The sequence below is a fragment of the Burkholderia crassaminum genome (assembly GCF_964265005.1).
Classification (GTDB): domain Bacteria; phylum Pseudomonadota; class Gammaproteobacteria; order Burkholderiales; family Burkholderiaceae; genus Burkholderia.
This window is the reverse complement of sequence record NZ_OZ183799.1, coordinates 232022-257126: the sequence shown is the minus strand read 5'-3', so window position 1 is coordinate 257126 and position 25105 is coordinate 232022. Positions and strand designations below refer to the sequence as shown.

Here is a 25105-nt window from a genome sequence, read left to right as displayed (position 1 = left end):
TTCAATCCTCACCCAGCAGCATCGCGTCGATGCCGTCGCACAGGCAGTGGATAGTCAGCAGATGGACTTCATGGATACGCGCCGCGCGAACGGCGGGCACGCTGATCGGAATATCGGTATCGGACAGCGCAGCGGCGACCGCATGGCCGTCGCCGCCCGTCAGCGCAACGACGGTCATCTCGCGCTCGTGCGCTTCGTCGATCGCCGCCAGCACGCGCGGCGACGCGCCGCCCGGATCGAGCACCAGCAGGATGTCGCCGGTCTGGCCGAGCACGCGCACCTGCTGGGCGAACAGTTGCTCGGCGGACACCGCCCCCGCGAGGCCGCCCTGCGACGCGTCGGTGGCCAGCGCGATCGCGGGCAGGCCCGGACGCTCGCGCTCGAAGCCGCCGACGAGCGACACGGCGAGATAGTGCGCGGCGGCAGCCGACGGGCCGTCACCGCAGGCGACGATCTTGTTGCCGTTCGCCAGCGCGGCGAACATCGCATCGACCGCGGCTGCGATCGGCAGCGACAGTGCGTCGGCCGCTTCGGCGTGAAGCGCGGCGCTGTCGTGGAAATGTTGCTGAATACGTTCGACTGACATCGATTCCTGGTGAACTGGGCGCGTGGCACGCAGCGCGCGACATCGTGGGTGCGGCGAGTTTACCGTACTCCGGCACGCTCTCCGGGGGTCCGGCAAGAACTCTTTACATCTCGTCACAGCTCGCCGCTACGCATCGTCGGCACGAAATGCGTCGCGCAGCCACGCGAGCTGCCCGGCCTCGAACGCGACGACGTCGAAGCGGCACGCGGCACCGGCGCCGTGCCGTGCCCAGAACTGGAGCGCGGCCGCCACCAGACGCCGCCGCTTGCGCAAGCCGACGCTCGCGGCCGCGCCGCCATGCCGGACGCTGCGCCGCGCGCGCACCTCGACGAACACGAGCATGCCGTCGGGCTCGCGCATCACGAGATCGAGCTCGCCGCCGCGCATCGTCACGTTCGCCGCGACGAACACGAGGCCGCGGCGTTCGAGGAACTGCCGTGCACGCAGTTCGAACGCCGCGCCGACCGGCTTGGATCGCGCCGCGCCGGAAAAGTTGTCGCCCGCGCGCGGCAAACCGCGCCCGTCGCCCGGCCGGGCCGGCGCCGCGTGGCACAATGCCGTCCTTGTTCCGCTTGCGCTGCGATTGCGCGCATTGCCTGCCATGACTGCCCTCCTCGAACTCGCGCAAAACCAGCACTACCCGGACGCCGCGCTCTACGTGGTCGCCACGCCGATCGGCAACACCGCCGACATCACGCTGCGCGCGCTGCACGTGCTCGGCCTCGCCGACCGCATCGCGGCCGAAGACACCCGCAACACGGGCCAGCTGCTCGCCCGCTACGGGATTTCGAAGCCGCTGGTCGCCGTGCACGAGCACAACGAACGCGAAGCCGCGCAGCGCGTGATCGAACTGCTGCGCGGCGGCGAACGCGTGGCCTACGTATCGGACGCCGGCACGCCCGGCATCTCGGACCCCGGCGCGCGGCTCGTCGACGCGGTGCGCGCCGCCGGCTTCGCGGTGATCCCGCTGCCGGGCGCGAGCGCGGCCGTGACCGCGCTGAGCGTGGCCGGCGACTGGGCCGGTGCGTTCACGTTCGCGGGGTTCCTGCCGCCAAAGACCAAGCAGCGCGCGACCGCGCTGCAGGCGCTCGTATCGCACCCGTATGCGCTGGTGTTCTACGAGGCACCGCACCGGATCGCCGAAACCGTCACCGCGCTCGCCGATGCGTTCGGCCCCGCGCGCCGGCTGCTGATTGCGCGCGAGCTCACCAAGCTACACGAGCAGTTGTTCCAGGGCACCCTGGCTGAAGGACAGACCTGGCTCGCCGGCGATGCGAACCGCTTGCGCGGCGAATTCGTGCTGGTCGTCGAGGGCGCGCCGGCGACGAGCGGCGAAGCCGACGACACCGCGCACGACGCACTGCTCAGGCTGCTGCTGGAAGAGGTGCAGGTGAAGAGCGCGGCCAAGCTCGCGGCCGCGCTGACAGGCGCATCGCGCAACACGCTGTATGCGCGTGCGCTTGTGCTGAAGGATGAAAGCTGACACGCGAGCCGGCCGGTGCCGGGAAGCCGGCGCCGGCATCGCGCCGTGCAGGAAAGACAAAGGGCTGCCCGAGGGCAGCCCTTTTGCATGAGCGGTCGATCCGCCGCGTTATTTCGTCGAGATCGACGCGTACATTTCGTCGCGTGCCTCGCGCGCTTCCTGCGGCGACAGCCCTTCGATCTTCACGCGGCCCGTGCCGGCGTGCACGAGGCCGATCATCTTGGCCGCGGCATACGACAGGTCGAGCACCCGGCCGCGCTTGAACGGCCCGCGGTCGTTGACCTTCACGACGACCCACTTGCCGCTCGACGCATTCGTCACCTTGATGTACGACGACAGCGGCAGCGTGCGGTGCGCGGCGGTGAGCGCGTTCATGTTGAAGCGTTCGCCGTTCGCGGTGCGGCGGCCGTGGAAATCCCGCCCGTACCACGATGCGCGGCCCGTCTGACGGAAGTCGGACACATCCTTGCCGTCGATCGGCTCGGCGTCCGCCAGCGACGACTTCTTCGCGTCCTTGGCGTCGGCAGCCGGCATCGACGCCAGTGCGGAATCGAAATTCAGTTGCTTGTCGTTGTCCGCCTTCGCGGCAGCGGCCGTCTTGTCGACCGCGTTCTTCTGGTTCGCGCTTCCGGTGGTCTGGCTGGGTGGCACCGCACAGCCCGTCAACGCAAAAAATAATGCAATGGTCCCGAATCGACTCGGAAATCGTACGTTCATCGACGTGTCGCCTTCTGGTTCGGGCCGCTCCTACATCACGCTGCTTCACAGCGCAGACACGCGGCCCGGACGGCAAATGCGTGCACGCCCCGCTCGGATGCGAGCAGGCGGCTAGCATGGGCGCGGCTTTCGTCTATGCCGCAACCGTCCTGATTAGCTTTCACGTCTGGCGCAACCTGTCCCCAACAGCCTGACCAGACCCCACATGCCGCCAATCGAACATGGCTTTCACGTTCGCGCGCGTCGAAACGACCAACGCACGGGAACGGCGGCACAGGCCTCATCCGGCGGCGCGGCAGCAAGGCCGCAGGCGGGCGCGCAGCACCCGGCCGGACAAGACGTGAGCACCGAATGCTCGGTGCTGGATACACCGCCGGACTCCCCGGCGGCTGATGCTTGACGGTGCTTCCGACGCCCTTTTTTTAACGGGGCCGAAACACCAGCGAATGGCGTGAAACTCACGCTCAATGGGGCGCATTATACATAAATCAAAACGCTGTCCCGAAAAGCACCCCCGGCGGACCATTGATTCTCACTATGGCTGTAACAATCGACATGCTGCGGGAATGCCCGGACGCGTCCGACGCGACGCGCGTCGCACGGCCGGCAAGCGGCACGCGCGACCGGTACAATCGCTCCTTTTAGCCGCCGGTGCCTCCATGAAAGTCACGCTCATTCCGGTCACGCCGTTCCAGCAGAACTGCTCGCTGCTCGTCTGCGAGAAGACGGGCCGCGCCGCCGTTGTCGATCCGGGCGGCGATCTCGACCGGATCGAACAGGAAGTCGCGCGGCAGAACGTGCAGGTCGAGAAGGTGCTGCTCACGCACGGGCACATCGACCACTGCGCGGGCGCGAAGACGCTCGCGACGCACTACGGCGTGCCGATCGAGGGGCCGCAGGAAGAAGAGCGCTTCTGGATCGAGAAGCTGCCGATGCAGAGCGAGCGCTTCGGCTTTCCGGCCGCCGAAACCTTCGAGCCGGACCACTGGCTGAACGACGGCGACACCGTGCAATTCGGCGACGAGACGCTCGAGGTCTATCACTGCCCGGGCCACACGCCCGGCCACGTCGTGTTCTTCAGCCGCGCGCATCGCGTCGCGATCGTCGGCGACGTGCTGTTCGCCGGCTCGATCGGCCGTACCGATTTTCCGCGCGGCAATCACGCGGATCTCGTCCGGTCGATCAAGGAGAAGCTGTGGCCGCTCGGCGACGACGTGACGTTCGTGCCGGGCCACGGCCCGGTGTCGACGTTCGGCGACGAGCGCCGCACGAACCCGTTCGTGTCCGACAAGGTATTCGGATGAACCAGACCGCCATCCCGGAAATCTACGTCAGCACCGACGTCGAGGCCGACGGCCCGATTCCCGGCCCGCACTCGATGCTGAGCTTCGCGTCGGCCGCCTATACCGAGGACAAGCAGCTGATCGCGACGTTCTCGGCCAACCTCGAAACGCTGCCCGGCGCGCAAGCGCACCCGGTGCAGGAAGCGTGGTGGAAGACCGAACCCGAAGCGTGGGCCGCGTGCCGGCGCGACCTGCAGGCGCCCGAGGCGGCACTGCTCGCGTACGTCGACTGGGTCGAGGCGCTGCCCGGCAAGCCGGTGTTCGTCGCGATGCCGGCCGGCTTCGACTTCACGTTCATGTTCTGGTACATGATGCGCTTTGCCGGGCGCTGCCCGTTCTCGTGGTCGGCGCTCGACATCAAGACGCTCGCGTTCGCGATGACGGGCCTGCCGTACCGCAAGGCGATCAAGCCGCGCTTTCCGAAGCACTGGTTCGACGACCATCCGCACACGCACGTCGCGCTCGACGACGCGATCGAGCAAGGCGCACTGTTCTGCAACATGCTCGCCGACCTGCGCCGCCAGCAGGCCGCGCTTGCGGGCCTCGCCGTGGCGGACACCGATCGGTCGGAAAACGCGGGGGCGGGACAAAACCCCACGGATCCGCGCGCAAATTAGCGAATCTCGCTCAGCAACGCGACGCCAGATTGCCTTTCCTTTCCCGGCCCTCTAACATTCAGCATGTTGTTGCTGCCGCATGGAGGCGCAGGTGACGCTCGATTCCTTTTCGCAAAAAATCCTTCGCCTGTTGCAGCTCGACGCGCGCCGTTCCGTTCAGGAAATCTCCGACCAGGTCGGCCTGTCGAGCACGCCGTGCTGGCGCCGCATCAAGGACATGGAACAGTCGGGCGTGATCCAGCGCTACACGGCGCTGCTCGATCGCGAGAAGCTCGGCCTGCACGTCTGCGCGCTCGCGCACGTGCACCTGACCCGCCACAACGAAGGCGGCGTCGAGCAGTTCGAGCGCGAGATCGCGACCTGCCCGGAAGTCACCGAGTGCTACAGCACGACCGGCGAAGCCGATTACATCCTCAAGATCGTCGCGCCGGACATCAAGGCCTACGACGTGTTCCTGCACGAACGCATCTTCAAGATCCCCGCCGTGTCGCAAGTGCGCACGAGTGTCGTGCTGCGCGAGATCAAGTTCGACACGCAACTGCCGCTGTAACGACGCGCAGCCACGCACGCACGGCCCGCCGCCGCCGGCTCACGCCTGCGCGGGCATCGTGCGCGTGAAGCCGATCCGGCGCGCGCCGAACTCGCGCTTCAGTGCGTCGGCGTCGAGCCGGCCGGCCAGCGCCGCATCGGTATCGTGCGGGTCGCACGCAAGCGTCACGTCGATCTCGAGCCCCGTACTCAGGTAATGCAGGTTGATCGCCGCCGCACGCAGCCCGCGCTGCGCGAGCGCGGCCTCGAGCCGCGCCGCGATCTCGCCGCGTGGCGGCAGCGCGAGCGCCGGACGACGCGCCGCGTCGTTCTCGGGGTCGACGTGGATCAGCGCATCGAGCACGCGCGGGTCGGTCAGTACGCGTGCACGCGCGGTCTCGGCGATGTAGTGCCCTTCGGAGACGGAGATTTTCGGATCGACGAGGATGTGTGCGTCGACGAGCGCCGCATCACCCATCTTGCGCGTGCGCAGGTCGTGCACGTCGCGCACGCCGGGCGTTGCCGCCAGCAGCGCGCGGATCTCGGCCGTATCGGTCGTATCGAGCGCGCGGTCGGAGAGGTCCTGCAACGCGTCATAGCCGAACGTCCAGCCCATGCGCGCAACCATGAAGCCGACAATCGCCGCCGCGATCGGATCGAGCAGCCGCACGCCGGCCAGGCTGCCGACGATACCGATCGCGACGACGAGCGACGAAGCGGCATCCGAACGCGCATGCCATGCGTTCGCGACGAGCATCGCCGAGCGAACGCGCCGCGCTTCGCGCAGCATGTAGCGAAACAGCGCCTCTTTCGACACGAGCACCGTCAGCGCGACGATCAGCGCGGAAAAATGTACCGCCGGGATGTTTTCGAGATTAACGAGACGGTCGCCGGCCCGCCAGAGCATACCGACGCCGACTGCAATCAGGATCGCACCGAGAAACAGCGATGCGACGGTTTCGTAGCGGCTGTGTCCGTAATTGTGGTCGGCGTCAGGCGATGCGCCGCTATGCCGATTCGCAACCAGCACGACAAAATCCGAGATCAAATCGGAAATCGAATGCACCCCGTCAGCAATCAATGCTTGCGAATGCGCAATCGTGCCGACGGCGATCTGAAATGTCGCGAGCACGACATTCAGCACAATACTGACGAACGTGCTCTTGCGTGCAACCGCGTGCTTATCTGCGCTCTGCGCGTCGCCGGAAAACGTGGACATGAAATATGGGATATCGGTGTGTGATACCCGATTCTATCAAGAGCGCCCCGTGAATCCTGCCAATACCCACAAATTTCTTATTTAAATCAATCGCTTATGCGAACAGGTCGTATTTCGATTCACACCCTTTTATTACATTTTCATGACGGCGCCATGCGCGTGGCGACCGCTGAAAACAAAAAAGCCGCGCTCCTTAACGGACACGCGGCTCTTTTGAAGAGCAGGCGACTTAAACAAACGTTTAAATCGCAAACTGTTCGCGGTTCTTGCCCGCGATCCAGCGCGGCGGCTTGCCGCGGCCCGACCACGTCGCGCCCGTTTCCGGATCGCGATATTTCGCGGCAACGCCTGCGCGCGGACGGCCAACCTTACCTGCCTTCGCGCGGCTGAGACCGAGTTCGGCGAGCGAAAAGCCGTAGTCGGCAATTTTCTGCTTCACGTCATTCAGCACTTCAGCGTATTCACGCGACTTCGCTTCTTCGATTTGCTTCTCCAGCTTCTCCCGCTGGGCCAGCAGGTCCTTGTAAGAAGACATAGTTTCCCTTTCTATCTGACCAATGGCGCCAGTCTGTAGCCAGCTCACCATTCATGAAATATATGTGCCTCGGATTTTCGAAGGCAGAGATTAGCACAAAAAAGATTTGATAGAAGCGAGATTCATGAAAATCCCGAGATCAATTGAAATTCACTCGTGTCATTTTGACCGGCTGCGGCCTTTTCTCAAATTTTTACGTTCCTACACAGAGATTAGGACATTAGCCATTTCCTATTAGGTCTATCAACATACGCAATTACCCTGCATTCTCAAAAATAGAAGCTTTCATCGGACGACAACTTCACGAAAATCGGACAGCGCGGCACGCTAAACGGACAAACCGCGGACAAGCCGGCACCGCGACGTCACGTCACATCCCGCGCGCACGCAATCAGGCGTTCTTGCATTGCGCGCGCATCGGTCAATGGCGTATCAAACGGCGTGCGCACGCGACGGCCGTCATATCGCCAGTCGGCGCCGTGGCGATCGACACCGAGCAATTCGAGCCCGTCGCGGCGCGCAGCGCCGCCATCGTAGGCGTCCCACAACGCCTGTTCCTCGTCGAAGGCGAGCGGCGGCAGCGCATCGAGATGCGTGCCGTCGACCCAGCCCATGCGCCCGAAACCGCCGATATAGCGCAGCCGCTCGACATCGAGCGCCCAGAACGTGAAATCGCCGAGCGCGAGATAGCGCGCGGCGTCCGGCTCGTAGCGCCGGTAGCGCGCGGTGATGTGCGGATCGTCGCCGAGCGGCGCGAACCGGCCGAGCAGCGTCGCGCGCTCGGCGTTCAGCACGTCGCCGCCGGGCGCGTCGACGATGAGGAAGCCCGCGCGCGGATCGGCGGCCAGATTGCGCGTGTGCTCCGCGAGGCCGCTCACGAGGATCACGGGACGATGGCTTGCATCGGGTGCAAACGGGACGACCGTCGGATACGGGAAGCCCTGCGGATCGCGCGCATGGGTGGCGAGCGTGCCGAGCGCGCAGCGGTGCAGCAGATGCAGGGCGAGAGCGGGATCGATGTTCAAGAGGACTCCTGCGGTCGAAGGGCGGCGCGCCGGGCACGCCATGCGCTTCGATGTTACCCGCGGGCGCGGTGTGCCGCGCATCGGTCGAACGGCCAATGCGGCCGAATACGGGGCACCGGGTCGCACAATCGCCGGATCATCGGCCAAACGGCCATCGCCCGGCAGGATCGTAAGCGGTTCGATAGAATCGGACAGGTCCGACGGGCGCCGCGTGCGTCCGCGCATTTCTTTTGACGAGCCTTTCCGTGTCCGAATCCTCCTCCCCCGAATCGTCGTCCCCGTTCGCCGCGCCGCCCGACGCGCATCGCGTGCTGTCACTGCCGGCCCGCCAGCGCGCGCGCACGGCGTCGATGGCGCTGTTCTTCGTCGCCGGCATGATGTTCGCGTCGTGGGGCGTGCATGTGCCGACCGTGCGCGACAAGTTCGCGCTGAGCCCCGGGCTGCTGTCGATCGCGCTGTTCGCGGTCGCCGTCGGCTCGATCGCCGCAATGCTGACCATCGCGCGCTGGATCGCGCGCGTCGGCTCGCGCACCGCGTGCCTGGCGGGCGGGCTCGTGATGTCGGCCTGTGCGGCACTGATCCTCGTCGTACCCGACTACGCGATGCTGCTCGCCGTGCTCGCGCTGTTCGGCTTCTCGATGGCGACGCTCGATGTCGCGATGAACGCCGAGGCCAGCGCGGTCGAGATCGCCATCGGCAGACCGATCATGTCGTCGCTGCACGGCATGTTCAGCATCGGCGGCATGGCAGGCGCGGCCGCCGGCGGCGCGCTGCTGTCGGCCGGCATGGCGCCGGCCGTGCATCTCGCGCTCGCGGCGGCGACGAGCGCGACGGTGCTCGTGATCGCAAGCCCGGCCGTGCTGCCGCATGTGCCGCACCACGAACACGCGCACGGCGGCGGCAACCGCTGGCGCTCGCCCGCCCTGTGGATGCTCGGCGGCATCGCGCTCGTCGCGCTGATCGCCGAAGGCGCGATGTACGACTGGGCGACGGTCTACATGCGCGACGTCGTCGTGGCGAGCCCCGCGCTCGCGAGCGCCGCCTATGCCGCGTTCTCGGGCGGGATGGCCGTCGCGCGCTTCGCGGGCGACGCCGTGCGCGCCCGCTTCGGCGCGCCGCAGCTCGTGTTCGCGAGTGCGTCGCTCGCCTGTGCAGGGATGATCGGCGCGCTGCTGCTGCCGTATCCGGCCACGGTGCTGACCGGCTTCACGCTGATGGGCCTCGGCCTCGCGAACATGATGCCGGTGCTGTTCGCGGCCGCCGCGCGCGTGAAAGGCATCCACGCGGCGGAAGGGCTCGCGCATGTGGCCGGGCTCGCGTATTTCGGCATGTTGTTCGGTCCGGTCGTGATCGGCGCGGTCGCGCAGGCCGCGAACCTGACGATCGGCCTGTCCGTGGTCGCGCTGTGCGCGGCGCTCGTCGCGGCCGTTGCGCCGAAGGTACTCGCGCGGCTGAAGATCTGACGGCGCGTCAGGCGCCGGCCCAAAAGAAAGCGCGCATGCGTTGCCGCATGCGCGCTTTCACCCCTTCTGTTGACCGCTTGTTGCGTTACATCTTCACTTCGTCGAGCAGCGACTTCTTGCCGTTCTTGTAGTTGTACAGCGAGATCACGCCGTGCTGCAGGTCGCCCTTCGAGTCGAAGGTCGTCGTACCGATCACGCCCGAGTAGTTCGTCGACGGCATCGCCGCGAGGATCTTCGCCGGATCCGTCGAGTTCGCGCGCTTCATCGCATCGGCGATGATGTACACGGCGTCATACGTGAACGGTGCGTAGATCTGGATCGGCTGGCCGAAGCGCTTCTCGTACTTCGCCTTGAACGCTGCGCCGCCCGCCATCTTCTCGAGCGAAGCACCGGCTTCCGAGCACACCACGTTGTCGGTCGCATCGCCGGCCAGGTCGGCCAGCTTTTCCGTGCACACGCCGTCGCCCGCGAAGATCTTCGCGCGCAGGCCGAGCTGCTTCGCCTGTTTCGCGAACGGGCCGCCGGTGGCATCCATGCCGCCGTACATGATCGCGTCCGGATTCTCGCCCTTGATCTTGGTCAGAATCGCGCGGAAGTCGACCGCCTTGTCGTTCGTCGCGTCATGCGACACCACCTTCAGGCCGAGCGCCTTGGCCTTCTTCTCGAACTCGTTCGCGAGACCCTGGCCGTAGGCGGTCGAATCGTCGACCACGGCCACGCTCTTGATACCCTTCGAGTGCGCGTAGTTCGCGAGTGCCGGGCCCTGCTGCGCATCGGTGGCCACCACGCGGTACGTGGTCTTGAAGCCTTGCTGCGTGTAGGCCGGGTTGGTCGCCGACGGCGAGATCTGCACGATGCCCGCATCGCTGTAGATCTTCGAGGCCGGGATCGACGTGCCCGAGTTCAGGTGGCCGACCACCGCGACGACCTTGTCGTCGACGAGCTTCTGCGCAACCTGCGTGGCCTGCCGCGGGTCGGCCGCGTCATCCTGCGGATCGAGTTGCAGCGTGATTTTCTGGCCGCCGACCGTGAGACCCTTGGCGTTGATCTCCTCGACTGCGAGACGCGCACCGTTTTCGTTGTCCTTGCCCAGGTGTGCGATGCCGCCCGTCAAGGGCGCGACGTGGCCGATCTTGACGACTTGATCGGCGGCCGCGTTGCTTGCAGCTGCAACGCACAGCATCGCCGCAGCGGTGATCGGCAACAGCTTCTGCATTTTGATATTCATGTAAGTCTCCAGTTTCGGTCCCAATAAACGCCATCGCCCGGTGCCCCGCTGCCATCCTTGTGTTTGCAATCACTGGACGATTCGCCGGTTGCATCGTTCATGCACTTGGCCTCAAGCACGCGAAAACAACCGCTTTTAGCAGCCGCCTGCCCGTACTTGCGCGCAAGTGTAGGTGATCAAATTAATTTGTGGGACTTTTTTGGGGTAGTGGTATCACTACTGATATGCGCACTTTGGAATCGTTACTCGAATATCGCCGCAAGCCCCACTGGATAAGGGTTTCCGCTAATTCCTGGCGACTTGCTGAAAGGTCGTTTTAAAGCCTTCCCGGGGCATTTCGATTCGGTATTTTGTGCCCGGGATCGTTGAATGAAACGCGCGTGACAACGCGCGTTTCGTCGTCCGATATGAACGATTCAGGCAGCCGCCGCATGCCATTCGGCATCGAGCGCGGCAACGAGCTGCGACGTCGTCAGCGCATCGCCGCGCCGCCGCGCGAGCGGCGCGCCCTGCCCGGCCCACAGCGACAGGTAGTCGCCGTCGTTCGCGCGCGCGGCGGCCTGGCGCAGCGGCTGCGTCAGCGCGTTCTGCACCGGGTACGGCGCGGCGTCGGCCACGCGTTCGCCGAGCCGCGCCATCAGCGTATTGCGCAGCCCGCGCGCGTGGCGGCCGGTAATCGCGCGCGTGACCTGCGTCGACGTATCGGTGCTCGCGAGCAGGCGCGCCTTCCAGTCCGCCGCAATCGCGCTTTCCGTGCAGGTGAGGAACGCCGTGCCGAGCTGCGCGCCCTGTGCGCCAAGCGCAAGCGCGGCCGCGATCCCGCGGCCATCCATGATGCCGCCCGCGGCGAGCACGGGCAGGCCCGTCGCGTCGACCAGTTGCGGTACGAGCGCGAACGTGCCGATCAGTGCGTCATCGGCGGAACCGATGAACGTGCCGCGGTGGCCGCCCGCCTCGGCGCCCTGCGCGGACAGCGCATCCGCGCCGGCCGCCTGCCAGGCGAGCCCCTCGGCCACGTGCGTCGCCGTGCCGATCACGTAGGTGCCGGCGGCCTTCAGGCGCGCGACGTCGGCCGCATCGAGCACGCCGAACGTGAAGCTTGCAACGGGCACGCGCAGCGCCACCAGCGCATCGAGTTGCGCACGGAAATCAGGCGCGTAGCGCGCGGGCGCGGTGCCCGGCGGCAATCCGAGCGCCGCATGCAGCGGGTCGATCGCGGCCAGCGCGCGCGCGACGGTCGCCGTGTCGGGTGCCGCGTCCGGCAGCACGAACAGGTTGATCGCGAACGGGCGGTCGGTCGCCGCGCGGATGGCTTCGACTTCGGTCGCGAGGCGCTCGGGCGCGAACGCGGCGGCGCCGAGACTGCCGAGCGCGCCGGCATTCGATGCGGCAGCGACCATCGCGGTCGTGGTCGCGCCGACCATCGGCGCCTGCACGAGCGGCAGTCGCAGGCCGAAGCGTTCGGAAAAGGGGGTGGAAAACAGGCGGGCAGACATGGCGAATCCTTCGATGACGATGCGCGAAAGCGCTTTGTAAAGGCTGGCACATCGACTCTATCGAAGCGGCACGGCGCCGAAAAATGAATAATCGAGATCGAAACGATCGCTGCACGAGAAGCGGGCGCGTGCCCTGCAACGACACGGGATCAGTGGCACACTAGGGCCTGTTCCCGCTAATAACGGGCTTGCGCTGGCCCCCAGAAGGGCCGAGCGCAAGGAATGCGACGAAGCGAATACTCGACGTATTCGCAAGGAGCATGACGCCGCGATCGGCCCTTCTGGGGGCCAGCCCCACGAATGAATTTTCCCAAACAGGGGAACGTGCCTTTCCGCCCGCATTGCCGCGTCGTTCGTCGTTGCAATAGCTACAGCTATTGCGCCTCCTCTCTCCTTGCCCTGCGGGCGGAAAGGCACGTTCGCAAGCCCGTTATTAGCGGGAACAGGCCCTAGGCCGCCCTCTTTCACCCCGGGGCGCGCATCGCGCACCCCGTTCGCCAGGAGTTCAGAACGTGACTGCCCAATGGATCGACATCCCGACCGGTAACGACAGCTTCGGCGGCTATCTCGCGCTGCCCAAGCGCGGCACAGGCCCCGCCGTCATCATCATCCAGGAGATCTTCGGCGTGAACTCGCACATCCGCGCGGTCGCCGACCAGTACGCGTCCGACGGCTTCGTCGCGCTCGCGCCGGACGTGTTCTGGCGCACGCAGCCGCGCGTCGAGCTGACCTATGAAGGCGCGGATCGCGACAAGGGCATCGAGCTGATGAAAAAGACCGACGTGGGTCTCGCGGTCGCGGACATCGGCGCGGCAGCCGATGCATTGCGCGCACGCCCCGAAGTGGCCGGCAAGATCGCCGCGATCGGCTACTGCTTCGGCGGCCAGCTCGCGTACCGCGCGGCCGCGACCGGCAAGATCGACGCGGCAGTGGCGTACTACGGCGGCGGCATCCAGAACGCGCTCGACCTCGCCGGCCAGGTCACGCAGCCGATCCTGTTCCACTACGCGGAGAACGACCACGGGATCCCGCTCACGGCCGTCGACCAGGTGAAGGCCGCGTTCGCCGGCCACGGCGATGCGTCGTTCCACGTGTATCCGGGCGCCGAGCACGGCTTCAACTGCACGGACCGCGCGTCGTACAACCAGCGCGCATCGGCGCTCGCGCACGGCCGCACGTTGACCTTCCTCGCCGAACACCTCTAAAAGCGGCCGGCCGCGGGCCCCTCTCGCCGGGCCCGCGTTATGCTCCTGACATCGCCACGAGTCACAACGGGGGTGACTGCGATGCACTCGGACTATCTCGCGCACGACGCGATCGGCCTCGCCGCACTGGTGCGCGAACGCAAGGTGAGCCCGCGCGAACTGCTCGACGCCGCGATCGGCCAGGCCGAAGCGGTCAACAGCGCGATCAACGCGATCGTGCTGCAGGACTACGAAGCCGCACGCCAGCGTGCGGCCGCCACACCCGACGGCGGCACCGACGCGCCGTTCGCCGGCGTGCCGTATCTCGTCAAGGATCTCGGTGCGGCCGTCGCCGGGCTGCCGCTGTCGATGGGCAGCCGGCACTACCGGTATTTCGTGCCCGACGACGATTCGCCAGTGATCGCGCGAAGCCGCGCGGCCGGTCTCAACGTGTTCGGCAAGACCAACACGTCGGAAATCGGCCAGATGCCGTACACGGAACCCGAACTGTTCGGCGCGTGCCGCAATCCGTGGAATCTCGACCACACGCCCGGCGGCTCGAGCGGCGGCGCAGCCGCGGCCGTCGCGGCCGGCATCGTGCCGCTCGCGCATGCGTCCGACGGCGGCGGCTCGATCCGCATTCCGGCATCGTGTTGCGGGCTGTTCGGCCTGAAGCCGAGCCGCAACCCGATACTCGTCGACCTGCCGTCGAACGGCGAGCTGGTGGTCCAGCATGCGGTCACGCGCAGCGTGCGCGACAGCGCGCTGCTGCTCGACGTGACGACCGGCCAGACCTTGCCGGCCGGTGCGCCCGGCACATTCCTCGGCGAGCTCGACACGCCGCCCGGCCCGCTGCGGATCGGCCTCGTGCTCGACCCGATGCTCGCACCGGCCCTCGCCGACGACACGCGCGCGGCGCTCGACGACGCTGCCGCGCTGCTCGAATCGCTCGGCCACCATGTCGAGCCGGCGACGCTGCACATCAACTACGCGCGCGCGGCCGAAACCTTCCTCACGCTGTGGGCGACGATCGCCGAGGAAATGGTGCTCGGCGCACGCGCGCTGACCGGTCGCACGCCCAAGCGCGGCGAATTCGAAGCCGCGACGTGGGCGATGGCCGTGGTCGGCCGGCGCCTCGCGCGCACGCGCCTGCCGGACGTGCTCGAATGGCAGCGCCAGCTCACCGTGCAGGTGGCCGGTCTCGTGTCGCGCTACGACGCGATCCTGTGCGCATCGCTCGCGGGGCCGCCGGTGAAGATCGGCGAATTGCAGCCGACGCCGTTCGAATCGGCGCAGATGAAAGTGCTCGCCGCGCTGCCGATCAAGCCGCTGCTGAAGGAAATGCTGGCGAAGTCGTCGGAAAAGGCGTTCACGTGGGCCGGCTGCACCGAGCTGTTCAACCTGACCGGCCAGCCGGCGATGTCGGTGCCGCTCTACTGGAACGCGCGCGGGCTGCCGATCGGCGTGCAGTTCGCCGCGCGTCACACCGACGACGGGCTGCTGCTCAGGCTCGCCCGCCAGCTCGAACAGGCGCGGCCATGGTTCGACCGCCGCCCGCCGCTGATGCAGGCGCAGCGCTGACGCACGCGGCGCCGCACCGCAGGCATCGAAAAAAAGCCCCGCCGGCAAAACCGGCGGGGCTTTTACACATGCAATCGCGTGACGCGCTTACACGTCGAGCCGTTCACAGATCGTCCGCGTCGCGGCCGCCGTGTTCAGCGTATAGAAGTGCAGCCCGGGCACGCCCGCGTCGACCAGACGCTGGCACAGGCCCGTGACGACGTCCGCGCCGAACGCGCGGATCGACTCGCGATCGTCGCCGAAGCTCTCGAGCCGGCGCGCCACCCAGCGCGGCACTTCGGCGCCGCACATCTCGGAGAAGCGCATCAGCTGCGAGAAGTTCGTGATCGGCATGATGCCCGGCACGATCGGCACGTCCACACCCAGCTTGCGCGCATCGTCGACGAAGCGGAAATACGCGTCGGCGTTGAAGAAGTACTGCGTGATCGCGGAATTCGCGCCGGCTTTCACCTTCCGCGCGAAATTCTCGAGATCGGCCTTCGGCGAGCGCGATTGCGGGTGGTACTCCGGGTAGCCTGCGACCTCGATGTGGAACCAGTCGCCATGCTCGGCGCGGATGAAGCTGACGAGCTCGGACGCATAGCGCAGCTCGCCGACCGCGCCCATCCCGGACGGCAGGTCGCCGCGCAGCGCGACGATATGGCGAATGCCGTACGAGCGGTACTGGTCGAGGATCGCGCGCAGGCTGTCGCGCGACGAGCCGATGCACGACAGGTGCGGCGCGGCCTCGAGGCCGTCCTTCTGCATGTCGAGCACGGTATCGAGCGTGCCCTGCTGCGTCGAGCCGCCGGCGCCGAACGTCACGGAGACGAATTTCGGCTTCAGCGGCATCAGTTGCGCACGCGTGGCACGCAGCTTCTCGACGCCTTCCGCCGTCTTCGGCGGGAAGAATTCAAACGAGAGTTCGATCGGTTTCATGATTCGGTAGAAACAGGCTCAGGCCTCAGCCGATGTCGCGCTGACCGAAGATCAGTGCGGACAGCAGCCACGACACGATGCTGTATAGGATCGAACCGAAGAACGCGGACCAGAACCCCGACACCTCGAAGCCCTTCAGCAGCGACGACGCGAACCAGAAGCACAACGCGTTCACGACGAGGATGAACACCCCGAGCGTGACGATCGTGACGGGCAGCGTCAGCAGGATCAGCACCGGGCGGATCACCGTGTTGATCAGGCCGAGCACGACCGCGATGATCAGCGCCGTGCCGAAGCTCTTGATGTGGATCGACGGCACGAGGTACGTGATGATCAGCAGCGCGAGCGCATTGATGACCCAGGTGAGGATGACGCTCATGGAGTGCTCCGGTTCGGTTGTCGATCGGTACGATCAGTGGCCGCCGCCGGCCGCCGCGGGTGCCCGAAGGCGCGCCGCGGCAGCCGGCGATCCGCGCCGTGCCGCCGTACCGTGTGCGCGTCGGCGACGCGAGCACGGCACCGCGGCGGCGGCGCATCGGATCAGTAGCGGTAGTGGTTCGGCTTGAACGGGCCGTCCTTCTGCACGCCGATGTACGAAGCCTGCTCGTCCGACAGCACGGACAGGTTCGCGCCGATGCGCGCGAGGTGCAGGCGCGCGACCTTTTCATCGAGATGCTTCGGCAGCACGTACACCTTGTTTTCGTACTCGTTGCCGCGCACGAACAGCTCGATCTGCGCGAGCGTCTGGTTCGCGAACGAGTTCGACATCACGAACGACGGGTGGCCGGTCGCGCAGCCGAGGTTCACCAGGCGGCCTTCCGCCAGCAGGATCACGCGCTTGCCGTCCGGGAAGATGATGTGGTCGACCTGCGGCTTGATGTTTTCCCACTGGTACTGGCGGGTCGACGCGACGTCGATTTCCGAGTCGAAGTGGCCGATGTTGCAGACGATCGCGTTGTGGCGCATCGCCTTCATGTGGTCGTGGCCGATCACGTGGAAGTTGCCGGTGGCCGTCACGAAGATGTCCGCCTTGTCGGCCGCGTATTCCATCGTCACGACGCGGTAGCCTTCCATCGCCGCCTGCAGTGCGCAGATCGGATCGATTTCGGTGACCCACACGGTCGCGCCCAGGCCGCGCAGCGATTGCGCGCAGCCCTTGCCCACATCGCCGTAGCCCGCAACGACCGCGACCTTGCCCGCGATCATCACGTCGGTCGCGCGCTTGATGCCGTCGACCAGCGATTCACGGCAGCCGTACAGGTTGTCGAACTTCGACTTCGTGACCGAATCGTTCACGTTGAACGCCGGGAACGGCAGGCGGCCGTCCTTTTCCATCTGGTACAGGCGGTGCACGCCGGTCGTGGTTTCTTCGGTCACGCCCTTGATGTGCGCGAGGCGCTTCGAGTACCAGGTCGGGTCGATGTCGAGGTGCGCCGCGATCGACTTGTACAGCGCGACTTCTTCCTCGTTGGTCGGCTTCGCGATCACCGAACGGTCCTTCTCGGCCTTCGAGCCGAGGATCAGCAGCAACGTTGCGTCGCCGCCGTCGTCCAGGATCATGTTCGCGAATTCGCCGTTCGGCCATTCGAAGATGCGGTGCGAGAACTCCCAGTATTCGTCGAGCGATTCGCCCTTGAACGCGAACACCGGCGTGCCGGCTTCGACGATCGCGGCAGCCGCGTGGTCCTGGGTCGAGAAGATGTTGCACGACGCCCAGCGGACGTCCGCGCCGAGCGCCTTCAGCGTCTCGATCAGCACGCCCGTCTGGATCGTCATGTGCAGCGAACCGGCGATGCGCGCGCCCTTCAGCGGCTGCTGTGCCTTGTATTCGTCGCGGATCTGCACGAGGCCCGGCATTTCGGTCTCGGCAATGTTCAGTTCCTTGCGGCCCCAGCCGGCCAGCGCCATGTCGGCGACGACGAAATCGTTGGAAGCTTTGGAATCGATAATGGCGTTCATCACGCCCTCCTTTCTAAAAAGTTTCTAGATTGGTGACGTGAGCGCCGTTCAGGAAGCGGGGCCGGCGCGACAACACGCTAAACGCGCGCCGCACGGCTGCTTGGTGAAGCCTTCCGAGCCTGGCGGGCCCAGACTGGCCCGTCGCAACGCTCCTCGGAAAACGGGAAGGATTGTAGCAAATCGGCGCGCAAAATGCGCACACCGATGCCAGGCGCGCGGCGTCGGCGCGCGCGGCCGTCAGGAAAGGGTCAGGATTCCGCGCCGACCCACGCCTGTTCGCGCAGCCGTGCGCGCAGGCGCGCGACGGCCTGGCTGTGCAACTGGCATACGCGCGACTCGCTCACTTCGAGCACCGCGCCGATCTCGCGCAGATTCAGACCCCGTTCGTAGTACAGCGACATCAGCAGCTTCTCGCGCTCCGGCAGCCGCTCGATCGCCTCGACGAGCGCTTCGCGCAGGTGCTCGTCGAGCAGCGCCGACAGCGGATCGGCGTGATCGACGCGATAGCGGTCGAGGAACGGCTCGTCGTCGGCCGCGCGGTCGAAATCCTCGTAGTAGATCAGCTGGCTGCCGTGCAGGTCCTGCAACATCCCCTGGTATTCGTCGAGCGGCATCTTCAGGTGCTCCGCGATCTCGGTCTCGCTCGCCGAGCGACCGAGATGCTGCTCGACCTGGTGCACCGCGTGCTCGACCTCGCGCGACGTCTTGCGCAGGCTGCGCGGCAGCCAGTCGTTGCTGCGCAGCTCGTCGAGCATCGCGCCGCGAATGCGCTGCGTCGCGTAGGTCTCGAACTGCGCGCCCTGGTCTTCCTTGTAGCGGCCGGCCGCGTCCATCAGGCCGATCATGCCGGCCTGGATCAGGTCGTCGAGGTCGACGCTCGCCGGCATCTTCGCGACGAGCTGCAGCCCGAGGCGGCGCACGAGCGGCGCATATTGCGCGAGCACGTCGGCCTGGGACATCTTTCCTTGAGCGTTGTACATCATGGCCCCCTCCTTCCGGTGGCACTCACGCGGCGTGTGCCGCGCCCGCCTCATACGACGGCTTGCCGCCCGCGTGCACGGCGCGGCCCGCGCCCGTTCGCGGGCGCATCGGCCAGTACAGCAGGTCGGCGGCAATCTGCCGGTAGTCGCGCGCGGCGGCCGACGACGGGAACGCGTCGACCGCCGCGCGCATCAGCTCGCGCGCATGCTCGACGAGCGGATCGGCGCTCACGCACCCCGCGTCGGCGATCGACACCGTCAGGTAGCGGCTCGCGACGCCCGCGAGGTTGTCGAACGCGACCTTCGCGTCCGCGTGGCTGCCGACGTGATTGGTCAGCACGCGGAACTGCGCGAACGCATGCGCGAAATGCAGCCGCTTCATGCACGCGTACGCTTCGGTGATCGCCTGCGCGGCGACCCGCGTCACGACCAGCACGTCGTGCGCTTCACGTGCGAGCGCCGAAAACGAACCGTCGGCGCCGAGCTGCGCGTCGACGAGGACGATGTCGGCCGGCCCGTCGATGAAATCGCTCAGCTGCGCGTCGGTGTAGCCGGCGCGCGCGAGCCGTGCGGCGCCGCACAGGCCGAAGCCGGCCGCGACCCGCGTGCGCTCGCCGTCGCGCAGCCACGCGCCCGCGAGCGTCGCGCTGGCCGAATGCACGTCGGCGCGCTCGTCGACGACGAGCACATCCTTGCCGAGCGACGCGAGCGCCGCCGCCAGGTTCACGACGGTGGACGTGCAGCCGACACCCGCCGGCCCGCCCGCCACCGCGACGATGCGCGACGCGCGCCCGGCCAGCAGGCGCCGCAGCCCTTCGGCCTGGTCGATGATCCGTTTATCCAAATCGCACCTCGTGCAGCTCGGCGGTGGAACGTGCGGTCAGTGCGGAAAGCAGCGTCGGCATGTCCTCGTCTTGCGGCACGAAGGGCGAGCCGTCGCGCGGTACACAGAACGCGCTCTTCAGCAGGAATTTGGTCGACGCGACGTACAGGTTCTCCGGCACCTTCTGGCCGGTCGACACGTAATGGATCGGCAGCTTGTAGCGGATCACCGTGTCGAGCACGCCGCCGAGGTGGGTCGCCTCGTCGAGCTTCGTGAGGATGCAGCCGGCCAGGTCCGGATGCTCGCCCGCGCTGCGGTACGCCTGCACGACTTCGTTGAGCGTGTCGCCGTGGCTCGTCGCGTTGAGCAGCAGCAGGCGCTGCACCGGCGCGTTCGCGCCGTGCAGCATCGCGATCTGGTCGGACACCGCGCGGTCGCGCTGGCTCATGCCGATCGTGTCGATCAGCACAATGTGCTTGTTGCGCAGTTCGGACAGCGCGAGCGCGAGGTCGCCGGCATCCTTCACCGCGTGCACGGGCACGCCGAGGATCTTGCCGAAGATGCGCAGTTGCTCGTGGCCGCCGATCCGGTAGCTGTCGGTGGTCAGCAGCGCGACCTTGCTCGCGCCGAAGCGCATCACGCAGCGTGCGGCCAGCTTCGCGGTGGTGGTCGTCTTGCCGACGCCCGTCGGCCCCATCAGCGCGAACACGCCGCCGCGCTCCATCAGCGCGTCCTCGCTGTCGAGCACCGGCAGGTTCGCCGCGAGCACCGACTGCGCCCATTCGGCGGCCTGCTCGAAGGTCTGCGCGCCGTCGCCGGACGGCATGTTGTCGACCAGCATCCGCACGAGCTGCGCGGAGAAACCGGCCGCGAACAGGTGCTTCGTCAACGCGCCATGCACGGCGCTGCGACGCTGGCGGTCGTGCCACATCAGGCTGTCGAACTGCTCTTCCATCATCCCGCGCAGCTCGCCGAGCTCCTGCATCACCGTATCGTTGACGATCCGCTCGATGCGCGACTTCACCGCATCGGCCACCGCGGCAGCGGCGTCGGGGGACAGGCGCGTGCGCTCGGCCGCCTTCGCGGCATGCGCCGCGCTCGTGTCGGGCACGCGGGGGGCGGCGGCCGGCATCCGGCGTTCGGCGTCGCGCACGATGTCGCGCGCCCAGTCGGGCGGCGTCGTGCTCGCGGCGGCCTGCGGGGCCGGCGCGCTCGCCTGCGGCGCGGCGGGCGGCGCCTGCGTGCGCGCCATCAGCGCATCGCGCTGCTGTGTCAGGCGCTTCGCGTGCTCGACCAGCCACGGTGCGGGTTCGGAAGCCGTGGCCGGCACTCCGGCGGCCGGCGCACCAGTGGCGTGCGCGGCTGCCGACGGCGCTGCCGCCGGAATGACGGCCGGCGCGTCCGCATCGATCGTCGAACCTTGCGCCGCCGTGTCGTCCGCTTCGGCGCTGGCGCCGAACACCGACGAGAACACGTCCGGCAACCCGCCTTCGCCTGCGGCATACGGATTGACGGCCGGGCGGGCGAGCGCCGGGCCCGGGCGCGACACGATACCGGGCACCGCGGCGGCCGGTACGGATTCCAGCGCGCGCGGTGCGGCAATGCGTGCGCGCGCCGCGGCCGGCGGCGTCACGGCGGCCAGGTCCGAATCGGCGAGTGCGACGATTTCCACGCTGCCGTCATCGAGCGTGCGGTTCGACAGCACGACCGCGTCGGCGCCGAGCGCCTCGCGCACGAGACGAAGTGCGTCGCGGCTCGTTGCGCCGGTGAATTTGCGAATGTTCAAGCGGAACCCCCGATGACGTTAACGACTTTGATCGTGCGTGTGTCCGGCACTTCGGCGTACGACAGCACTTTCAATTGCGGCAGGCTGCGGCGCAGGAAACGCGCGAGCATTGCGCGCAGCGCGTGCTGCACGAGCAGCACGGGCGGCAGCCCGAGATTCTGTTGACGCAGCATCGCTTGCTGCGTGCCGGTCAGAAGGTTGTGTGCGAGGCCGGGCTCGAGGCCCGGGTTCGCGCCGGTGGCGAGCGCCTGAGACAGCACGCGCTCGAGATTCGAGTCGAGGCCCATCACCTGCATCTCGCCCGCGCCCGGATACCACTGCTGCGTGATCGCGCGGCCGAGCGCGAGCCGCACCGCGGCCGTGATCTCGAACGCGTCGCCGCGGCCCGCGTGTTCGGACACGGCCTCGAGGATCGTGCGCATGTCGCGGATCGGCACGCCTTCCTCGAGCAGGTTCTGCAGCACCTTCTGCAGCGTCGTCAGCGAGATCGTCTTCGGTACGAGGTCCTCGACGAGCGACGGCGCGTCCTTGCCGGTGCGCTCGACGAGCGCCTGCACTTCCTGGCGGCCGAGCAGCTCGGCCGCGTGCTGGACGACCAGATGGTTCAGGTGCGTCGCGACGACCGTGCTCGCGTCGACCACCGTGTAGCCGTACACCTGCGCCTGTTCGCGCAGCGCGACGTCGATCCACACGGCCGGCAGCCCGAACGCGGGATCCTGCGTGACGGCGCCCGGCAGCGCGGCCGTCACCTGGCCGGGGTTGATCGCGAGCCACTGGCCCGGGAACACTTCGCCGACGCCGATCTCGACGCCCTTCAGCGCGATCCGGTAGGCGTTCGGCCGCAGTTCGAGGTTGTCGCGAATATGGATCACGGGCGGCAGGAAGCCGATTTCCTGCGCGAATTTCTTGCGGATGCTCTTGATGCGCTTGAGCAGTTCGCCGTCGCTGTTCTTGTCGACGAGCGGGATCAGGCGGTAGCCGACTTCGAGGCCGAGCGGGTCGATCAGCTGCACGTCGTCCCAGGTCGCCTCGTGGCTGTCGGACGGCAGCACGGCGGGCGGCGCGATGTCGGTCACGTCGCCGGCCGCCTTGCGGGCCGCCGCGCGCTTGGTCTGCGTGCGGGCCAGCCAGATCGCGCCGCCGCCGAGCCCGAGGAACGCGAAGTGCGGCATGCCGGGGATCAGCCCCATGATCACGATGATCACGCCGGTGATCGTCAGCACGCGCGGGTTCGTGAACAGCTGGCCGGTGATCTGCGTGCCGATGTCCTCGTCGGTCGCGACGCGCGACACGATCACGCCGGCCGCGGTCGAGATCACGAGCGACGGGATCTGCGCGACGAGGCCGTCGCCGATCGTCAGCAGCGTGTAGTTCGTGCCGGCCGCCGCGAAGCTCATGTCGTGCTGGACCATCCCGACGATCAGCCCGCCGATCACGTTGATCGCCATGATGATCAGGCCGGCGATCGCGTCGCCGCGCACGAACTTCGACGCGCCGTCCATCGACCCGTAGAACTCGGCTTCCTGCGAGACGGACAGGCGGCGCTTGCGCGCCTGTTCCTCGTTGATGAGGCCGGCGTTCAGATCGGCATCGATCGCCATCTGCTTGCCGGGCATCGCGTCGAGCGTGAAGCGCGCGGACACTTCCGCGATCCGCCCCGCGCCCTTCGTGATCACCATGAAGTTGATGATCATCAGGATCACGAACACGACGATGCCGACCGCGAAGTTGCCGCCGACGAGGAAGTGGCCGAACGCCTCGATCACCTGGCCGGCCGCGTCCGGCCCGGTGTGGCCCTCGAGCAGCACGACACGCGTCGATGCGACGTTCAGCGACAGGCGCAGGAGCGTCGAGAACAGCAGCACGCTCGGGAACGCCGCGAAGTCGAGCGGCTTCATCGTGTACATGCTGACGAGCAGCACCATCACGGACAGCGCGATGTTGAAGGTGAACAGCAGATCCAGCAGCAGCGGAGGCAGCGGCAGGATCATCATCCCCAGGATCATGCAGATGAGGATCGGGCCCGCGAGCGCGCGCAGGTTGGTGCCTGCGAACGGATTCTGGCGCTTCGCGAACAGGCCGGTCGGGGTGCTCATGCCGCCCCTCCGTTACCGAGCGTGTCGTCGGCTTCCTCGCGCTCGTCGTCGGCGGAGACCGACGCGCCCTTGTCGAGGTCGGCCGGCACCGCCAGATCGACCGGCATCGCCGGGAACGCACCGCCTTCCGAACGGAAGCGCTTGAGCTGGTAGACCCACGCGAGCACCTCGGCGACGGCCGAGTACAGCGAGCCGGGAATCTCGCGTTCGAGTTCGACGTTGTGATACAGCGCACGTGCGAGCGGCGGCGCCTCGAGCAGCGGCACGTTGTGTTCCGCCGCGAGTTCGCGGATGCGCGCGGCGACGAGGTTCACGCCCTTCGCGACGACCTTCGGCGCGCGCATCTCGCCGTCCGTGTATTGCAGCGCGACGGCGAAGTGCGTCGGGTTCGTCACGACCACGTCGGCCTTCGGCACGGCGGCCATCATCCGGCGGCGCGCGATCGCGCGCTGCTGCTGGCGGATCCGCCCCTTCACGTGCGGATCGCCTTCGTTCTCGCGATGCTCGCGCTTCACTTCTTCCTTCGTCATGCGCAACTTCTTGTTGTACTGCCAGATTTGGTAAGGCACATCGAGCGCGGCGACCACCAGCATGCCGGCGACCGTCGTGCCGCAGCACACGGCGACGAGGTGCAGCGCATCGGGCAGTGCCACGCCGAGCGGCTGCGTCGCGAGGCCGAGCAACTCGTCCTTGCTGCGCCAGATCGCAACGCCGCCGATTCCGCCGACGACCAGCGTCTTCGCGAGCGACATCCCGAGCTGGATCGGCCCCTGGATCGAGAAGATCCGGCCGAGGCCCGAGATCGGGTTCAGGCGGTCGAACTTCAGCTCGAACGTCTTCTGCGAGATCAGCCAGCCGCCGAGCGCCATCGGCGCGAGCAGCGCGGCGACGCCGGTGAGCGCGAGGAGCGGCAGCAGCGCGGCGAAGCCTTCGAGGCTCGCACTGCCGGCCGCCGACAGCATCCGGTTCGTGTCGAACGCGGTCGCACGATCGAACGTGAACGCGCCGCGCAGCATCGCCTGCAGATGCCCGCCCGACGGGCCCGCAAGCAGCCACGCGCCGTAGAACCCGGCCGCGAGCAGCGCGAACGAAGCCAGTTCGCGCGAACGCGCGACCTGCCCCTCCTCGCGCGCCTTCTCGCGGCGCCTGGGAGTGGCGGCTTCGGTCTTGTCGAGATCGCTCTCGTCTGCCACGGGGCCTCCAGTCGGGTACGGCGGAATGCCGCTTTCCAGTGACACCGATTATTCATGGAGGCGTCAAACGCCGATCGGTCGAGCAAAGCCGGGAAAGGGGGGTATTTCAGGGAATCGGGCGAGCCGGTGCAAACGGGGCCGGACGGCGCCGGACGGGGGGACGGAACGGTGTGCGACGCGGCGGAAAAAACGTGCCGGCCGGTGCGATGGCGGGTGTCGGGTGTCGGCCCCGGACGGAGCGGCGACGGCGTGAAGCGTGAAAATGGTGAAGCGGTGAAACGGCGTAGCGGGTGCGTCGAAGAATCAGGCCCCGACGCGACGGCGTCGCGCGTCGGGGCAGGCGCC

At 67.4% G+C, this 25105-nt stretch carries 23 protein-coding genes and 1 riboswitch; of the genes, 7 read left to right on the top strand and 16 right to left on the bottom strand.

Features of this window, described 5'->3' with window-relative positions:
• Position 1: 1 nt before the first annotated feature.
• A complete protein-coding gene (locus tag ACPTTF_RS01095; protein ID WP_059528243.1) occupies positions 2-586 on the bottom strand; it encodes an SIS domain-containing protein in 585 nt (194 codons plus the stop codon).
• 126 nt (positions 587-712) lie between these two features.
• Positions 713-1141 carry a YraN family protein gene (locus ACPTTF_RS01090; RefSeq protein WP_423371835.1) on the bottom strand — a complete coding sequence of 143 codons (429 nt, stop codon included), beginning with the start codon at positions 1139-1141 and terminating at the stop codon, positions 713-715.
• A 46-nt stretch (positions 1142-1187) separates the two neighbouring features.
• On the opposite strand from ACPTTF_RS01090, the gene rsmI reads away from it, so the two are divergent.
• On the top strand, positions 1188-2069 hold the full coding sequence (rsmI, locus tag ACPTTF_RS01085; RefSeq protein ID WP_423370038.1) for a 16S rRNA (cytidine(1402)-2'-O)-methyltransferase: 882 nt from the start codon (positions 1188-1190) through the stop codon (positions 2067-2069).
• Between the two features lie 108 nt (positions 2070-2177).
• On the opposite strand, the gene ACPTTF_RS01080 is transcribed toward rsmI, so the two are convergent.
• On the bottom strand, positions 2178-2786 hold the full coding sequence (locus tag ACPTTF_RS01080; protein ID WP_166963736.1) for a septal ring lytic transglycosylase RlpA family protein: 609 nt from the start codon (positions 2784-2786) through the stop codon (positions 2178-2180).
• Positions 2787-3445: 659 nt separating this feature from the next.
• Here ACPTTF_RS01080 and ACPTTF_RS01075 point away from each other — a divergent pair.
• The 3 genes from ACPTTF_RS01075 to ACPTTF_RS01065 all read left to right on the top strand — a co-directional run bounded on the left by ACPTTF_RS01075 (position 3446) and on the right by ACPTTF_RS01065 (position 5296).
• The gene (locus ACPTTF_RS01075) at positions 3446-4090 is read left to right on the top strand and encodes an MBL fold metallo-hydrolase (protein WP_048248141.1); all 645 of its coding nucleotides are present in this window, start codon (positions 3446-3448) and stop codon (positions 4088-4090) included.
• On the top strand, positions 4087-4746 hold the full coding sequence (locus ACPTTF_RS01070) for an exonuclease (protein ID WP_166963738.1): 660 nt from the start codon (positions 4087-4089) through the stop codon (positions 4744-4746). The genes ACPTTF_RS01075 and ACPTTF_RS01070 overlap by 4 nt, the downstream gene beginning before the upstream one ends.
• A gap of 79 nt (positions 4747-4825) precedes the next feature.
• On the top strand, positions 4826-5296 hold the full coding sequence (locus ACPTTF_RS01065) for an Lrp/AsnC family transcriptional regulator (protein WP_006477376.1): 471 nt from the start codon (positions 4826-4828) through the stop codon (positions 5294-5296).
• A 39-nt stretch (positions 5297-5335) separates the two neighbouring features.
• Here ACPTTF_RS01065 and ACPTTF_RS01060 read toward each other — a convergent pair whose 3' ends face one another.
• From ACPTTF_RS01060 to ACPTTF_RS01050, 3 genes are all read right to left on the bottom strand, one after another.
• Positions 5336-6493, bottom strand: coding sequence for a cation diffusion facilitator family transporter (locus tag ACPTTF_RS01060; protein WP_423370037.1), 1158 nt, complete (start codon positions 6491-6493; stop codon positions 5336-5338).
• A 241-nt stretch (positions 6494-6734) separates the two neighbouring features.
• Positions 6735-7028 carry an H-NS family nucleoid-associated regulatory protein gene (locus tag ACPTTF_RS01055; RefSeq protein ID WP_006491875.1) on the bottom strand — a complete coding sequence of 98 codons (294 nt, stop codon included), beginning with the start codon at positions 7026-7028 and terminating at the stop codon, positions 6735-6737.
• A 365-nt stretch (positions 7029-7393) separates the two neighbouring features.
• Positions 7394-8053 carry a HugZ family protein gene (locus tag ACPTTF_RS01050; protein ID WP_423370036.1) on the bottom strand — a complete coding sequence of 220 codons (660 nt, stop codon included), beginning with the start codon at positions 8051-8053 and terminating at the stop codon, positions 7394-7396.
• A 245-nt stretch (positions 8054-8298) separates the two neighbouring features.
• On the opposite strand from ACPTTF_RS01050, the gene ACPTTF_RS01045 reads away from it, so the two are divergent.
• Positions 8299-9516 (top strand): MFS transporter, encoded by a 1218-nt coding sequence (locus ACPTTF_RS01045; RefSeq protein ID WP_423370035.1) that lies wholly within the window; start codon positions 8299-8301, stop codon positions 9514-9516.
• An 85-nt stretch (positions 9517-9601) separates the two neighbouring features.
• On the opposite strand, the gene ACPTTF_RS01040 is transcribed toward ACPTTF_RS01045, so the two are convergent.
• Both ACPTTF_RS01040 and ACPTTF_RS01035 read right to left on the bottom strand, forming a co-directional pair.
• Positions 9602-10744 carry a branched-chain amino acid ABC transporter substrate-binding protein gene (locus tag ACPTTF_RS01040; RefSeq protein ID WP_166963746.1) on the bottom strand — a complete coding sequence of 381 codons (1143 nt, stop codon included), beginning with the start codon at positions 10742-10744 and terminating at the stop codon, positions 9602-9604.
• 416 nt (positions 10745-11160) lie between these two features.
• Positions 11161-12240 carry an NAD(P)H-dependent flavin oxidoreductase gene (locus tag ACPTTF_RS01035; RefSeq protein ID WP_423370034.1) on the bottom strand — a complete coding sequence of 360 codons (1080 nt, stop codon included), beginning with the start codon at positions 12238-12240 and terminating at the stop codon, positions 11161-11163.
• 512 nt (positions 12241-12752) lie between these two features.
• Between ACPTTF_RS01035 and ACPTTF_RS01030 the strand changes: the two genes are divergently transcribed.
• Positions 12753-13445 (top strand): dienelactone hydrolase family protein, encoded by a 693-nt coding sequence (locus tag ACPTTF_RS01030; protein WP_166963750.1) that lies wholly within the window; start codon positions 12753-12755, stop codon positions 13443-13445.
• Between the two features lie 81 nt (positions 13446-13526).
• Complete coding sequence (locus ACPTTF_RS01025; protein WP_423371834.1) at positions 13527-15005, top strand: amidase; 1479 nt, start codon at positions 13527-13529, stop codon at positions 15003-15005.
• An 87-nt stretch (positions 15006-15092) separates the two neighbouring features.
• On the opposite strand, the gene metF is transcribed toward ACPTTF_RS01025, so the two are convergent.
• The 8 genes from metF to flhB all read right to left on the bottom strand — a co-directional run bounded on the left by metF (position 15093) and on the right by flhB (position 24760).
• Positions 15093-15923 carry a methylenetetrahydrofolate reductase [NAD(P)H] gene (gene metF, locus ACPTTF_RS01020; RefSeq protein ID WP_021164275.1) on the bottom strand — a complete coding sequence of 277 codons (831 nt, stop codon included), beginning with the start codon at positions 15921-15923 and terminating at the stop codon, positions 15093-15095.
• Between the two features lie 25 nt (positions 15924-15948).
• Entirely contained in the window at positions 15949-16302 is a 354-nt protein-coding gene (locus ACPTTF_RS01015; protein ID WP_006477367.1) for a phage holin family protein, read from the bottom strand.
• Between the two features lie 161 nt (positions 16303-16463).
• Entirely contained in the window at positions 16464-17882 is a 1419-nt protein-coding gene (gene ahcY / locus ACPTTF_RS01010) for an adenosylhomocysteinase (protein ID WP_166963752.1), read from the bottom strand.
• A gap of 32 nt (positions 17883-17914) precedes the next feature.
• A riboswitch (S-adenosyl-L-homocysteine riboswitch) is annotated at positions 17915-18043 on the bottom strand.
• Between the two features lie 87 nt (positions 18044-18130).
• Positions 18131-18865 carry an RNA polymerase sigma factor FliA gene (locus tag ACPTTF_RS01005; RefSeq protein WP_034188070.1) on the bottom strand — a complete coding sequence of 245 codons (735 nt, stop codon included), beginning with the start codon at positions 18863-18865 and terminating at the stop codon, positions 18131-18133.
• Positions 18866-18887: 22 nt separating this feature from the next.
• Entirely contained in the window at positions 18888-19706 is an 819-nt protein-coding gene (locus ACPTTF_RS01000; protein ID WP_166963754.1) for a MinD/ParA family protein, read from the bottom strand.
• Positions 19699-21471, bottom strand: a complete 1773-nt coding sequence (flhF, locus tag ACPTTF_RS00995) for a flagellar biosynthesis protein FlhF (protein WP_423370033.1) — start codon at positions 21469-21471, stop codon at positions 19699-19701. Before flhF ends, ACPTTF_RS01000 begins: the two co-directional genes overlap by 8 nt.
• A complete protein-coding gene (gene flhA / locus ACPTTF_RS00990; protein WP_423370032.1) occupies positions 21468-23567 on the bottom strand; it encodes a flagellar biosynthesis protein FlhA in 2100 nt (699 codons plus the stop codon). The genes flhF and flhA overlap by 4 nt, the downstream gene beginning before the upstream one ends.
• Positions 23564-24760, bottom strand: a complete 1197-nt coding sequence (gene flhB, locus ACPTTF_RS00985; RefSeq protein WP_166963760.1) for a flagellar biosynthesis protein FlhB — start codon at positions 24758-24760, stop codon at positions 23564-23566. The genes flhA and flhB overlap by 4 nt, the downstream gene beginning before the upstream one ends.
• Positions 24761-25105 lie beyond the last annotated feature (345 nt).